11 protein-coding genes are annotated in these 14,887 nt (G+C 56.0%); 9 read left to right on the plus strand and 2 right to left on the minus strand.

The genetic code is table 11. The features are described from left to right. Positions 1-5: 5 nt before the first annotated feature. The 6 genes from ACXAD0_RS04045 (at position 6) to ACXAD0_RS04070 (ending at position 7,084) form a co-directional block, all read left to right on the plus strand. Positions 6-1,571, plus strand: a complete 1,566-nt coding sequence (locus tag ACXAD0_RS04045) for a tryptophan halogenase family protein (protein WP_475087067.1) — start codon at positions 6-8, stop codon at positions 1,569-1,571. A 45-nt stretch (positions 1,572-1,616) separates the two neighbouring features. Continuing rightward, positions 1,617-2,348 carry a SapC family protein gene (locus ACXAD0_RS04050; RefSeq protein WP_475087068.1) on the plus strand — a complete coding sequence of 244 codons (732 nt, stop codon included), beginning with the start codon at positions 1,617-1,619 and terminating at the stop codon, positions 2,346-2,348. 26 nt (positions 2,349-2,374) lie between these two features. Next, positions 2,375-3,391 (plus strand): cupin-like domain-containing protein, encoded by a 1,017-nt coding sequence (locus ACXAD0_RS04055; RefSeq protein ID WP_475087069.1) that lies wholly within the window; start codon positions 2,375-2,377, stop codon positions 3,389-3,391. A gap of 11 nt (positions 3,392-3,402) precedes the next feature. Further along, on the plus strand, positions 3,403-4,923 hold the full coding sequence (locus tag ACXAD0_RS04060; protein ID WP_475087070.1) for a tryptophan halogenase family protein: 1,521 nt from the start codon (positions 3,403-3,405) through the stop codon (positions 4,921-4,923). A 23-nt stretch (positions 4,924-4,946) separates the two neighbouring features. Next, entirely contained in the window at positions 4,947-5,654 is a 708-nt protein-coding gene (locus ACXAD0_RS04065) for a DUF6445 family protein (RefSeq protein ID WP_475087071.1), read from the plus strand. Positions 5,655-5,812: 158 nt separating this feature from the next. Further along, on the plus strand, positions 5,813-7,084 hold the full coding sequence (locus ACXAD0_RS04070; RefSeq protein ID WP_475087072.1) for a sugar MFS transporter: 1,272 nt from the start codon (positions 5,813-5,815) through the stop codon (positions 7,082-7,084). Between the two features lie 144 nt (positions 7,085-7,228). Here ACXAD0_RS04070 and ACXAD0_RS04075 read toward each other — a convergent pair whose 3' ends face one another. Both ACXAD0_RS04075 and ACXAD0_RS04080 read right to left on the minus strand, forming a co-directional pair. Further along, on the minus strand, positions 7,229-8,056 hold the full coding sequence (locus ACXAD0_RS04075) for a LytR/AlgR family response regulator transcription factor (protein ID WP_475087073.1): 828 nt from the start codon (positions 8,054-8,056) through the stop codon (positions 7,229-7,231). Next, complete coding sequence (locus ACXAD0_RS04080) at positions 8,053-9,243, minus strand: sensor histidine kinase (protein WP_475087074.1); 1,191 nt, start codon at positions 9,241-9,243, stop codon at positions 8,053-8,055. Before ACXAD0_RS04080 ends, ACXAD0_RS04075 begins: the two co-directional genes overlap by 4 nt. A gap of 461 nt (positions 9,244-9,704) precedes the next feature. On the opposite strand from ACXAD0_RS04080, the gene ACXAD0_RS04085 reads away from it, so the two are divergent. The 3 genes from ACXAD0_RS04085 (at position 9,705) to ACXAD0_RS04095 (ending at position 14,887) form a co-directional block, all read left to right on the plus strand. After that, complete coding sequence (locus tag ACXAD0_RS04085) at positions 9,705-11,024, plus strand: sugar MFS transporter (protein WP_475087075.1); 1,320 nt, start codon at positions 9,705-9,707, stop codon at positions 11,022-11,024. A 246-nt stretch (positions 11,025-11,270) separates the two neighbouring features. Then, positions 11,271-12,281: a glucokinase gene (gene glk / locus ACXAD0_RS04090; RefSeq protein WP_475087076.1), complete on the plus strand. Its 1,011-nt coding sequence runs from the start codon at positions 11,271-11,273 to the stop codon at positions 12,279-12,281. 17 nt (positions 12,282-12,298) lie between these two features. After that, a complete protein-coding gene (locus ACXAD0_RS04095; protein ID WP_475087077.1) occupies positions 12,299-14,887 on the plus strand; it encodes a glycoside hydrolase family 3 protein in 2,589 nt (862 codons plus the stop codon).

Raw genomic sequence — 14,887 nt, forward strand, 5'->3', positions numbered from 1 at the left:
GGTCTATGAGCGAGAATAATAAGACAATCAACCATGTGATGGTTGTCGGTGGTGGCAGCGCCGGTTGGTTAACCGCTGCAATTATCGCTGCCGAATATGAGACCGCTGGAGACGGTGGTATTGCCGTGACTCTGGTGGAGTCTCCTGATGTGCCAACCGTTGGCGTCGGTGAGGGCACCTGGCCGTCAATGCGCGGTACCCTCCAGCGCATCGGTGTCTCTGAAACTGATTTTTTGCGTGAATGCGATGCGAGTTTCAAGCAGGGTAGCCGTTTTATCGACTGGCTCGATGGCAATGGTGAGGACTACTTCCATCCATTTACACCACCCCTTGCCTTCCAGCAGCTCAATCTTGCCCCTTACTGGCAGAAGGAAGGGGGCGCACGTCCATTTGCCGATGCCGTTGGTGTGCAAGCGGAGGTGAGCCGCCGTGCGCTGGCTCCCAAACTGCCTTCCATGCCAGAGTATGCCTTCGCGCTCAACTATGGCTATCACCTCGACGCCGGGAAGTTCGCTGCTTTCCTGCAGCGGCATTGCACGGAAAAACTTGGCGTTCAGCATATTAAAGCCCGGGTGTCAGAACTGCGTGAAGATGCCAGCGGTTATATCGAAGTATTAATCACGGATAGTGGAGCAGAGCTTGGCGCCGACCTGTTTGTCGATTGTACCGGTGCCGCGGCACTGTTGATTGGCAAACACTACGGTGTAGATCTTCGACCGCAACAGCAAGTTCTGTTTAATGACCGGGCGCTGGCCATGCAGGTCGGCTATGAAAGTGACGATCTTCCGATTGCTTCCTGCACCCATTCGATTGCGCGAAGCAGTGGCTGGGTCTGGGATATCGGGTTGCCGTCACGTCGCGGTATTGGCTACACCTATTCCAGTGCGCACAGTACAGATGAAGCTGCCGAAAAGATACTGTGTGACTACGTCGAGCGCTTTGCCGGAGGCCACAAGCTGGTAAAGGCAGAGCCGCGCAAAATTCGCTTCGAGCCGGGTTACCGTGAGAAGTTCTGGCATCGTAATTGTGTTGCTATCGGAATGTCTGCGGGCTTTATTGAGCCGCTAGAAGCGTCTGCGCTGGTGATGATCGAAAAGTCTGCACAGATGCTTGCAGAACAGTTACCGGCGCACCGCTCCGGACTGGCTGCGCTGGAGCGCCGCTTCAATCGCAGGTTCAGCGGGCACTGGGAGCGGATTATTGAATTCCTGAAACTCCACTACGTGCTCTCACGGCGTAATGACAGCGACTACTGGCGCGATCACCGCGCTGAAGCTACCGTCCCATTGCAACTGCTGGACGCGCTCAGCATCTGGCGAAGCCACCCAGCCTCAGCAAATGATGGCGTCATGGCCGATGAACTGTTCCCGGCGGCAAGCTTCCAGTATGTACTGTCCGGTATGGAATTTTTATCGGACGTCAATGCATTACGAAAACGTGCAGATCGGTCTGCACAGGCACTTGCCCTGATGCAGGACAATCTTGTACAGGGGGAAAAGCTCCTCAAGGCTCTGCCCGGAAACCGCCAATTACTCAAGCAGGTTCAGAGCGTCGCATTGCCGACAATTTAACTGGCCTGACAATAACGATAATGAAAAGACAAGAAAGAGGATGAGATGACCAACGCCGTTCTACTCAACAGTGTTGAGCACAGTGACCTGAAGGTGATTACAGAGCGCTCTGCCGAATATGGAGATGACATCTGGTATGCACTGACTTTTCCGTTGGAGTTTCGCGCTCTGCAGGCACACTATCCGATTTTCTTTCAGAAGGATCCGCGTACCGGAAATCTATTTCCCCTGGCGCTGTTGGGGTTCTCTGAAGGCGAGAATCTGTATCTCGACAATACGACATGGGGTGTATCCTATGTCCCGCTCACAATCCGGCGCCAGCCCTTCCTGATTGGTCAGCAGAAAATTGTCGAAGATGGACAGGAGTTGACACAGCGTGTGATTCATATCGATTTGGACAATCCCAGGGTGAGTCGCGATCAGGGTGTGCCCCTGTTTATGGAATTCGGGGGAAATACACCCTATCTCGACCAGGTCGCGGATATTCTGGAAGCGATACATCAGGGCATTTCTGACAGTGAGGCATTTGTCGATGCCTTGCTGGCGAATGAACTACTCGAGTCCTTCACCGCAGATATCGCGCTGGATAATGGCGATCGGCATCAGTTGGTCGGCTTTTATACCATCAATGAAGAGCGCCTGCGGGATCTGGACGCCGACAAGTTGGTTGAACTGCACAGCGCCGGGTATCTGGAGTCGATTTACTATGTCATGGCATCGCAGTCCAATATGCGTTACCTGATTAATGAAAAGAATCGCAGGGTGGCAGCCAAGTGACGAACCGTCGCGGAGACTGTTCAAAAGTGACGGACAAGTTGGCACCTGTCGAAGAGGTTGTGGGTGTACGCCCGGAGGATGTTGCGAGTGTTGTTGAGGGAAGGACAACACCACTGGTTTTGCGCGATTTTTGTGGTCACTGGCCTGCTGTTATTGCGGGCCAGGAATCTCCGATGCGGATGACAGAGTATCTGCGAGGCTGCTATAGCGGCGTGCCGGTTTCTGCAAGTTATGGTGAGGCTGACACTGGCGGTCGTGTCTTCTACAACGAGGATATGAGTGGATTCAACTTTCGTGGATCCCGAGTTGACCTCAATAAACTGCTGGATGATATCCTCACCAACGGGGACAGTGCCGAACCGCCAATGATTTACATGGCATCTACTGATGTCAGCCACTGGTTCCCCGGTTTTGCCGCAGAAAATGATGCAGGCGTGGGTCACCTGAGTCCTATAGGTTTCCTGTGGCTTGGCAATCAGGTGCGCGTGGCTGCACATTATGATTTCCCCGATAACCTCGCCTGTGTGATTGCCGGGCGTCGAAAGTTTACCTTATTCCCACCAGATCAGATCAACAATCTTTACCCTGGACCTTTGGAATTTGCGCCAGGTGGCCAGGAGATCAGCCTGGTTGACTTGGCTGCGCCAGATTTTGATCGCTTTCCAAAATTTCGCCAGGCGCTTGCCTATGGCCAGGTCGCCGACCTCAGTCCGGGAGATGCATTATTTTTGCCAGGCATGTGGTGGCACCATGTTGAAAGCATCGACGTTCTGAATGTGCTGTATACACATTGGTGGCGAACATCTCCTGCATATCTGGGGCGACCGATGAATGCATTGATGCATGCAATGCTTGGTATCAGGAATTTACCGGAGAGTCAGCGCAAGGCGTGGAAGTCTCTGTTTGATTATTACGTTTTTGATGCCAATGAAAAGTCGGCCGACCATATCGCTGAACGCGCGCGTGGTGTCCTCGCCCATCCGATGGACGAGATGCAGGCGCGGCAGCTACGCGCAGAACTGCTGAATCGATTAAAACGCTGACCTGCTCGCGAGTGAAAAAGACAATAAAGGGGCTCGATGTGTACACGGACCAACAAGTAAAAAAGGTGGTGATCGCTGGTGGTGGTACTGCCGGTTGGATGACAGCGGCCGCGCTGTCAAAATTGATCGGCAAGCATTTGGATATTCGGCTGATCGAGTCGGATCAAATTGGTACCGTTGGCGTTGGTGAGGCAACGATACCGACCCTGCATATTTTTCACCAGTTGCTTGGCCTGAACGAGCAGGAAGTGATGGCCGCGACCAATGCAACGTTCAAACTCGGTATTATGTTTGAGAACTGGCGCAATGTCGGTGAGGAATATTTGCATTCATTCGGGCACCTTGGCAAAGACTGCTGGGCTGCACAGTTTCACCATTTCTGGCGAAAGGGGCTGGATAAAGGAATCGAGTTCGAGATTGGCGATTACTGCAAAGAGCATCTTGCCGCTCGGCAGGGACGTTTTGCGGTGCTGCCCAATCAGGATCGTAATCATGCCTACCATATGGATGCCTCGCTGTACGCAAAATTTTTGCGCGGGTTCGCAGAGAAACACGGTGTCGTGCGTACAGAAGGCATCATCGATGCAGTGCATCTCAATCATGAAGTTGGAAGTATCGAGTCCGTCCTGTTAAAGAGCGGTGAGGTAGTCGAGGGTGACCTGTTTATCGATTGCACCGGTTTTCGCGGACTGTTGATCGAGCAGGCGCTGCATACTGGCTATCATGATTGGACCCACTGGCTACCGTGTGATCGCGCCGTCGCGGTACAGACCACATCAGTGGATCACCCGATACCCTATACACGATCCATTGCCAGGGAGGCGGGATGGCAATGGCGAATTCCCCTGCAAACCCGTGTAGGCAACGGACTTGTTTTCTGTAGCAAGTACATGGATGAAGAGCAGGCACGAGCGCAGCTACTGGACAACGTGGAGGGGGAGTTGCTCAATGACCCGCGTGTCATCCCATTCCGCACCGGAACCAGGCGCCGACACTGGAACAAGAACTGCGTCGCCATCGGTCTCTCAAGCGGATTTATCGAGCCGCTGGAATCAACCAGTATTCACCTGATCCAGCGCAGTGTGGTGCGATTGATGCAGCTGTTTCCATCACGTGGTTTTTGTCAGGCGGATATCGATGAATTTAATAGCCAGACGCTGGATGAGCTGGAATATATTCGCGACTTCATCGTCTTGCACTATCACGTTACCGATCGTACCGACACCGGTTTCTGGCGTTATTGTCGCTCGATGCCGATTCCCGACTCCCTGACGCACCGGCTGCAGATGTTCCGGGAAAGCGGTACGTTATTTAAGTATGAATCAGATCTGTTCGGTATTGCCTCCTGGATTCAGGTCATGCTTGGACAGGGCATGATGCCGGAAAGACATCATCCGATCGTCGATTTGATGGATGACGCAGAGCTGGAGGCTTTTCTCGGTAATATTCGCATGCAAGTGCGACGGCAGGTCGAGAATTTCCCCAATCATGTAGAGTTCCTCGATCATTACTGCAAAGCCACTGTCGAATGAGTGGGCTGGCCTCGTATGGCGCTATGGAAAAAGGTGAACCTGCCCGGGAGCCGCAGCAGACGTCGATCGATGTGATTGGCAAAGAGAGAACGCCCATTGTCGTTGTCGATGGCGTCACCCGGTTTACTGCTGCCCTGCGACAGGCTGCCAGCAATGCCGAGTTTGGCCCTGATCGTGATTCGCTCTATCCGGGAATGCGTGCGCGGATGCCTCGGGATGCGGTTGTGGAAATTTTACAGGGCGTGTATCGCCAGCTCTATCGAATTTACCAGATACCGGCAGATCGGCGATTGCGTCCTATTCAGGGAAGTTTTTCTCTGGTGACCCGTGCGCCGGAAACATTATCCGCTTTGCAGCGCATTCCACATTTCGATACCTCTGAACGTTATTTTTTCGCGCTACTTCTTTACCTGAATCCCGGCACGTTCGGTGCAACTGGGTTCTTCCGCCACCAGCCTACTGGATATGAGCGCATCGGCGACGAGCGGGTAGACAATTATTTCGCCAAGGCGGATCAATATCAGTCCGTGCATGGTCAGCCGGCACCCGGATATCCTACAAAATCGTCAGGGCAATATGAGCTATACCACCAGATAGACTACCGCCAGCATCGGCTTGCTGTTTATCCGGGCAATCTGCTGCACTCAATTCTGGTAGACCCTGTACAGGATATTGGTGCCTCTCCCGCCACCGGTCGTCTCACCGCAAATATCTTCTTCGAGTTTCGCTAATTCCTTGTTGCCCCTGTTTTGTACCCGCTTGTCGTATATGGGGCAAAGCGGGTTTATTGCTGTGTTAAAACAGATCCTAGCAAAATACCGGCAGATCGATTTCAGGGATATCGACCGTTGCTGCCGATAACAAAACCAAGAAGTCTCAGGATATAAAAATGGCAACACTCGGAACCAATATGGATACAGCTGCGGCGCGCCGGGCTGACATGGGCGAGTCTACACAGCAGTTTGCGCTGGTCGCACTGACCTCGCTGTTCTTTATGTGGGGGTTTATCACCTGTCTCAATGACATTCTGATCCCGCACCTCAAGGGCGTTTTCGATCTGAACTACACCCAGGCGATGCTGGTGCAGTTTTGCTTCTTCGGTGCTTACTTCCTGGTTTCCCTCCCGGCCGGATGGCTGGTCAGTCGTCTCGGCTACCAGCGAGGCATCGTGGTGGGCTTGTCGATTGCCGTTGTTGGCTGCCTGATGTTCATTCCTGCGGCCCGTATCCAGGTATACGCGCTGTTCCTGATCGCTTTGTTTGTGCTGGCTGCGGGGATTACCGTCCTGCAGGTATCGGCAAACCCCTATGTTGCTGCATTGGGTGACGAGCGCACAGCGGCCAGCCGCCTGACCATGACCCAAGCCTTCAACTCCCTGGGTACAACGGTTGCGCCTTTCTTCGGTGCGTTCCTGATTCTTGCTGTGGCTGAGCCGGCCGGCGAAGCGCTGTCTGCCGCCGAGCGCGCCTCAGCGGTTGAGCTGCCTTACCTGATTCTGGCGGCTGCACTCGCGGCGCTTGCCGTTACCTTTGCTTTCCTGAAGCTGCCGAAAATTGACAGCCATGCGGCAGCGACTGATGTCAGTGATCTGGCTGCCTTCGGCCGGGCCCTGTCAAAACCACACCTGTTGCTCGGTGCGATTGCCATTTTCCTGTACGTGGGTGCAGAAGTTGCCATCGGCAGCTTCCTGGTCAACTTCCTGTCCGAAGACAGTATTGCCGGAATTACTGAAAAGGAAGCCGCCTTCTATGTCTCCCTGTACTGGGGTGGTGCGATGGTGGGCCGCTTTATCGGTGCCGTCGTCATGCGTTCCGTCCCGGCGGGCAAGGTGCTTGCGGCATGCTCCCTCGGTGCCTGCATTCTGCTGATGGTGACTATCCTCGGCACCGGCAAGGTTGCTATGTGGGCAGTGCTCGCTGTAGGTCTGTGCAACTCGGTCATGTTCCCCACGATCTTCAGCCTGGCGCTGACACGCCTCGGCTCACTCACCAGCCAGGGTTCCGGGATCCTCTGCCTTGCCATTGTCGGTGGTGCACTGGTGCCGCTGCTGCAAGGTGTGCTCGCGGACAGCATCGGCATCCAGCTGGCGTTTGTCCTGCCGATCCTTTGCTACCTGTACATCATGTTCTACGGAGTCCGTGGACATAAGGTTGATCACTGAGAGCTTGTATCTCCCTTGGACGCCCGGCCTTGAGCCGGGCTTTTTTTTGTCCGGAATAGCGTGCTGGGAGAATTGGGCTCGGACGAGCGAGCCGGTGGCTCGCTGTCTAGACTGAGTTGGGAAAGCGGTGGTTGGTCCGCAGAATCAGGAGGTCACCGTGCCACGGCTGGCATCCAGGTAGTCCTTGATGGGCTGGCGATAGTTGCGGCTCACCTTAACCTCTGCGCCGCTCTTCAGCGTGAGTAAATACTCACCCTTGGTCAGTACTTTGATCTGATCGATATAGTTGAGGTTCACTAACGTGGAGCGATGAACCCGTTTGAAGGTCGTTGCGCAAAGTTGTTGTTGCAGTTCCTTCATGGTGCTGCGCATGATGTGCGTTTCGCCACTCGCATGAACGCACATATAGTCGCCCGCGGCATCGATCCACTCTACTTCTGACTGGCTCAGCATGATGATGCGTCCGCGATCCTTGATCGCTAGCTTTCCCGGTCCCTCAGTACCCTGGCTGACTTGCGCCTTGCTTTCCGGATTCATTGCGTCAAGAGAGGCCATCAGGCGCGCTTTATCACCATTGGGGCCGTCCAGCGTACCGGCAACCTGCTGGGCAATGCGCGTGCGTGCCCGATCGACCGCAAGCTGCAGCCGCTCCGTCTCAATCGGCTTGAGCACATAGTCGACAGCATGCACCTCAAAGGCCTCGATCGCATAGTGGTCATAGGCGGTGGCAAAAATAACGAGCGGAATCGTATCCCCCTGCAGCCTGCGCACGGTCTCAAAGCCATTCATGCCGGGCATCTGTACATCGAGAAACAACAGGTCGGGAGTATGCCGGGCGACAGCACTTAACGCTTCACGCCCATTGCGGCAGGTCGCCACAATCTCAATGCCGGGCAAGTCTTCCAGCATGGTTTGCATCAAGCGAAGAGCGAGGGGTTCGTCATCGACCAGAACGACCTTGAGTGTTGTCATGTTATTACCTCTCGCTGGCTATGGCTGCGAGTGCTGAAATCGTGATTATTGTCGCGCTCAAAGGGCAGCTCGATGCTGACCAGCATGCCTCCGCTTTCTTTACGGGTTTGGGTCAGATCATATTCGTCCGCATACAGAGTGGAGAGTCGCTCGCGGATATTGGCCAGCCCCACTCCGGTCGAAGCCGGGCTGTCCTCGTCCCGTGTGATCCGGTCAGTGGAGCTGCCTGAGTCACACATCTGCAGGCGCAGGCGTTGCGCCTCATGACGGGCGCGAATCTTGATCGTGCCGCCAGATTCGCTGAGCGCAATTGCATATTTCACCGCATTCTCGGCGAGTGGCTGTAGCAGCATGCTCGGAACGAGCGCTTCACGCGTGCCTTCTTCAATGTCCAGCTTGACCTTGAGGCGATCGGCGAAGCGCGTCTTTTCAATCTCCAGGTACAGTAACACCGCGCTGATTTCCTGTTCCAGGCTAACTTTCTTGACCGGGTCTTCTGTCAGGGAATGACGCAGGAACTGGCTCAGACGCACCACCATATCGCGGGCTTCACTTGACTGGTCGAAGCGGATGAGCGCGTTGATGGAGTTCAGGGTGTTGAACAGGAAATGGGGATTGAGCTGATAGCGCAGCATTTTCAGTTGCGCTTCCTTGGCGACTGCTTCCGCGTGCAGTCGGCGAACCTGCTCTCTCTCGCTGAGGGCCGCAGCATCGAGTACCTTGTCATGCTCATGGCGCAGCAAAAGAGAATACTTTACCCCGCAATACAGGGCGCTCCAGAACAAAAAAACGAAAAGCGACGCATAGTACCAGCCGGCAAATTCAGACCATATCGAATGCTCCCCGGTCAGGTGGATATAGGTCTCCATCCTCACCAGGGTCCAGATGCCGGCAACGATGCCAACACCCACTAGATAGATAAACGTTCTCAATGCCAGCGGCGTTTCCCAGGCCACGTCAAAAATAGGCTTGAGCAACAGGGAGAGCAGGAATCCGACACCACATTGGAACATGGTGTTGAAAGGCTCAAAGTGTGGCCACTCTGCGGTGGAATCCCAGAAACCGAGGGAGAGAAAGGTGGTCGCAACGATCCCCAGCCAACATATGAGCTGTAATTTCCAGAACCACCGCGGCGATTGAAGGTCCGCGGAATCGCTGGGGTAAGGTTGGGTGCTGGACGGCATCATCTGCCGAGTGTCATCGCTTGTATCATCGTTCTGACCGCTGTGATTATGTTGTAGCGCGGTATTGTCATGATACTAACGGCTGGCGAAAAGTTAGGCTAGCAACCCGTATGACCAGATGTCCGGGTTATCGTGCTTTCGGACCGTCCCGTCTACATTGGTCAAACTTTACGCGCGGCGTGGTGCGCGGGGGAGCCGGGCTCTGCCCCGATCATCCTGTCCGCCGTGCATTCAGTCCCGTTTATCGTGAGCGTTGCCGGCTACGGCTCTGCTGCTACCGGGCGGCTGTGCTATTGTCGGGCAAAATACGTGCAAGCCCAGGCGCTCACTGGAGGTTTGGCTTGGCGGAGAGGTAGGATTGACGGATTTCGGGTTACGAGTTTCGTGATGCCGAAGCCAGATGTCGGGATGTGCCGGATCGATCTGGCGAGAATAATACGACCAGCAGGGCTGGCGAATCACCCATGAAAGAGTTTGTAGCAGAGACAGGCCAGGCAGCAGTCGCTGCAGGGGTACCCAATACTGGCGCGGCGGCGGTGAGCCCGCGCATCAGTCTGGTCGTGCTCACGTCCCTGTTTTTCATCTGGGGATTTATCACCAGTCTCAACGATATTCTTGTTCCCCATTTAAAGAACGTTTTTGATCTGAGCTACACTGGCGCGAGCTTCGTCCAGATTAGCTTCTTCGCAGCCTATTTCATCGTGTCCATTCCCGCGGGAATGCTGATCAAGCGTGTGGGATACCAACTTGGTCTGGTGCTGGGTTTGCTGATCGCCTGCGCCGGATGTCTGGTCTTTATCCCGGCGGCACGAATGCAGGTATATGCGATCTTCCTGTTTGGTCTGTTCATCCTCGCGGCGGGCATCACTGTTCTACAGGTTTCCGCCAACCCGTATGTGATTGCGCTCGGTGATAGCCGAACAGCCCCCAGTCGTCTGAACATGACTCAGGCATTCAACTCTCTGGGCACAACGCTTGCGCCGGTATTCGGTAGTCTCGTCATCTTTTCTGCGGTCTATATCGGCCCTGATGTTTCCACCGAAGCCGGTTTACTGGCATTCAGGGCCCATGAGGCTGCGCTGGTAGAAAAGCCCTATTTCTGGCTGGCGGTTGTACTGCTGGTAATGGTGGCATTTTTTGCCTGGGTGCGACTGCCGACGGTCAGGGAGCAGGCAGAGCCAGATGAAGGCGTGGATGGTGAAGTTTCAGGTCGATTCCAGATTCTGCGTTTCCCGCGTCTCACTCTGGGTGCGGTAGGCATTTTTGTCTATGTGGGCGCGGAAGTCGCGATCGGCAGTTTCCTGGTGAACTTCTTTGGTGAGCCTAGCGTTGCGAATATGGAGGCGGCTGTCGCTGCGCGCTATGTTTCTTACTATTGGGCTGGCGCTATGGTCGGTCGCTTCATCGGTGCGGCATTACTGCGCTATGTTCGTGCAGGAGTACTGCTCGCTGTCTGCGGATTTTTTGCCACTGTATTAATCACTGTAGCCATGCTTTCGAGTGGCATGGTTGCCGTATGGGCGATTCTTGCGGTTGGTTTGTGCAACTCCATTATGTTCCCAACCATTTTCAGTCTCGCATTGGGTGGGCTCGGGCGTTTTGCCAGTCAGGGCTCCGGCGTGCTGTGTATGGCAATTGTTGGCGGGGCCGTTGTCCCGTTGATGCAGGGAATGCTCGCCGATGCGGCCGGGATACAGTGGTCTTTCTGTGTACCTCTATTGTGCTATTGCTACATCGTTTATTACGGTGCTTTTTCTCCTTTGCTTCGCAACAGGGTCGCATGACGGGGGCATCTTGCCTGGGTGTATCGCGCAGTCTGAGCGCGCTTCCCGCTTAGCCAAAAATTAATCCCTCCTGCCGACAATTGAGCGGGGTTCTGTTGTTCCCTTGTGCCTGATATTGCATTTTGTCAGGCTGATTGAATTTCGAATCTTTGCGACCGAAAAATGCGGCGCAGAGAATTGGCTCGACCTAGCTGGGATGGCTTTCCTATGAGGATGCTGCAAGGCGAGCAACAGATGGAGTAATCGATGCACCTGCAGGAAACCGGATCAGATCATCCCCACTGGCACCTCGTCGCCGATATCGGCGGCACCAATGCGCGCTTTGGCCTTGCTGCAGCCAGTGGCGCGGGGCGCGTGGAAGATATCCAAACCTTGTCCTGTGCGGAGTACGGCTCCATTGAGCAGGCGGTCGGCGCCTATCTGGACGGCCTGGCAGAGAGTAAGCGTGCGGCGGTGCGAGACGCCTGTGTTGCGATTGCCGGTCCCACCGAGGGTGATACGGTCTCCGTGACCAACCTGTCGTGGGAGTTTTCCAAGCGCAAGGTGGGCGCGACCTTCGGCTATAACCGCTTCGAGGTCATCAACGACTTTGCCGCACTGGCACTCAGCTGCCCGGTACTCGATCCCGCTTATATGACCCGATTGGGCTCTGCGTCCTGGACGGATTCTGAAGTGGCCGAGAGTGCGCCACGCGCCGTGGTGGGCCCCGGCACAGGCTTGGGCGTCTGCGGTCTGCTGCCAGAGGGTGAAGGCTGGCAGGCACTGCCCGGAGAGGGTGGCCACTCTGCCCTTGCACCGGTAACCGACGAGGAGTTTGCGTTGCTGCAGTTCCTGCGTCGCGACTTCGAGCATGTTTCCGCCGAGCATCTACTGAGCGGTCGCGGGATCGAAAATATCCACCGCGGGCTTGCCGCAGTGCGTGACCAGGCGCCGGCAGGAGATTCTGCCGCCGATATCAGCGTGGCGGCGCTGGGTGGGCGCCACCGTCTCGCGCAGGATACCATCTTGATGTTCTGTGATTTGCTGGGCAGTTTTTGTGGTGATGTGGTCCTGAAGTTGGGGGCGCGCGGCGGCGTGTACCTGGGTGGTGGCATTCTGCCGCGCGTTGAGCCGCTCTTGCGTGAAAGCCAGTTTGAACAGCGGATGTGCGCCAAGGGCGTGATGTCCGACTACTTGAATAACCTGCCGGTCTATCTGGTACGCCATCCGTTTCCAGCCCTCAGCGGGGCTGCGGCGTACCTCGGCCGAGAAAGATAAAAATCAGGAGAGAGATGATGAAATTGACTAACAAGGTGACCGCCAGCGTGCTGATTTGCAGCGCTATGCTCGCGGGCTGCGAGCGCGAGGTTCAGGAGTCCGAGACTGCCATGTCGTCAGAGTCTGAAACCACTGCAACTGCTCAGGCCACGGATATCTCTGTGTGGCCTGAAATCGCTCCGGCCCTCGCGGTCGACCCGGATCTCGAAGCGCGGATCACCGAGTTGATGGCGCAGATGTCGATGGAAGAAAAGGTCGGTCAGCTGATTCAGGCTGAGATCAAATACATCACGCCGGAAGATGTGAAGAAATATCACATTGGTTCCGTACTGAACGGCGGCGGTACTTATCCGAACAACAACAAGTTCTCTACCCCGCAGGACTGGCTGGCGCTGTCAGAGGCGTTTTTCGCCGCTTCCATGGATACCAGTGATGGCGGCGTTGCCATTCCGATTATTTGGGGCAGCGACGCGGTGCATGGCCACAACAATATCGTTGGTGCCACGCTGTTCCCGCATAACATTGGCCTGGGTGCCGCACGCGATCCCGAACTGATCCGCCGAATTGGTGAAGCCACTGCCCGTGAAGTGGCGGTCACCGGTGTTGACTGGACCTTTGCGCCCACCATCGCCGTTGTGCGCGATGATCGCTGGGGCCGTACCTACGAGAGCTATTCCGAAGACCCCGCCATTGTAAAAGCCTATGCCGAAGCCATGGTAAAAGGCCTGCAGGGTGAAAAGACCGATGGGGATTTCCTGCGTGGCGAAAACCTGGTGGCGACTGCCAAGCACTTTGTGGGTGATGGCGGAACCGAGCGCGGTATCGACCGCGGCGACAACCGGGTACCGGAAAAAGAATTGGCCGAAGTCCACGCTGCCGGATACCTGAGTGCGTTGCCGGCCGGCGTGCAGACGGTGATGGCTTCCTTCAACAGCTGGAACGGTGACCGTCTGCACGGCCACAAGTATCTGCTCAATGACGTTTTGAAAGAGCGCCTTGGCTTCGATGGTTTTGTCGTTGGTGACTGGAACGGACACCGCTTTGTCCCGGGTTGTACGGTCGACAGCTGTGCAGCCGCGATCAACGCCGGCCTCGATATGTTTATGGTTCCGTCCGACTGGAAAAAGCTGTACAAAAACACCCTCGCCCAGGCCAAGAGTGGTGAGATCCTGCCGGAGCGTCTCGAAGACGCCGTGCGTCGCGTACTGCGCGTGAAAATCCGTGCGGGCCTGTTTGAGCATGAGCGACCGCTGGCGGGCAAAGATGGCATCCTCGGTAATGACGACCATCGTGCGCTGGCGCGCGAAGCCGTGCGCAAGTCGTTGGTGCTGCTGAAAAACAACGACAAGTTGCTGCCGCTCAAGCCCGGTCAGAATATCCTCGTCGCCGGTGATGGTGCCGATAACCTGTCCAAGCAGTCCGGTGGCTGGACCATTTCCTGGCAGGGCACTGGTAACACCCGCGAAGATTTCCCCGGTGCCACTTCGATCTTTGAAGGTATCGAGTCCGCGGTCAGCGCTGCAGGCGGCACAGTGGTACTCAGTGAAAAAGGCGAGTTTGATGCCGACACCTTTGCGGATGCCGACAAGCCAGACGTCGCGATTGTCGTGTTCGGTGAAGAGCCCTATGCCGAATGGCATGGCGACCTTGCCAGCATCGAATATCAGCTCGGTAGCAAGAAAGACCTGGCGCTGCTGAAGAAGCTGCGTGCCGAAGGGGTGCCTGTGGTCAGCGTGTTCCTGTCCGGTCGTCCGCTGTGGGTGAACAAGGAGCTGAATGCCTCCGATGCGTTTGTGGCAGCCTGGCTGCCGGGCTCTGAAGGCGCCGGTGTTGCGGATGTACTGTTTACCGACGCCGATGGCGCCGTACAGCATGACTTCACCGGGACCCTGCCGTTCAGCTGGCCGGAGTATGTGCATCAGGCGGTCCTGAATCCGTATCACGCTGGCTACGAGCCGCTGTTCGAGCTGGGCTATGGCCTGGCTGCCGCTGACGAGTCCATCGTAAGCAATACCCTCACCGAAGACGGTGAGACCTACGCCGACGGCGCGCTGGAAGATGCCTGGCTGATGGTGTCGCGTCCGCGTGCGCCTTGGGATCTGTTTATCGCCGACGCCGAAGGGCTGGTGGCTGTCACCGGTAACCGCGCGACCAGCGGTGCCGACGAAAACATTACCGTTGCCTCTATCGATATGGAGTCGCAGGAAGATGCGCGCCTGCTCGAGTTTAAGGGCCTGCGTCCGGGTACCGTACAACTGGGTGCAGAACAGCCGCAGGACCTGAGCCGCTACATCAAAGAGGGCGCGGCACTGACCTTCGATGTGCGTGTCGACCGCAAACCGGAACTGCCGGTAAGCGCTCGTATCGACTGTGGTGAAGACTGTGTCGCAGAGCTGCCGCTGCAGTCAGCACTCGCCGAACTGGAGCCGGGTAACTGGTCGAACATCTCCATCGACCTGCAGTGCTTCGCCGAGAAAGGCGCAGACTTCAGTCGCGTCTCCAGCGCCATCGGTTTTGCCAGTGAGGGTGCGCTGCAGCTGTCCGTTGCCAACGTTAAATACGTACCGGGTGTGGCCGCCAACGCTGCCATTACTTGCGAAGGCTAA

This window comes from Microbulbifer sp. ABF4_148, assembly GCF_056158985.1.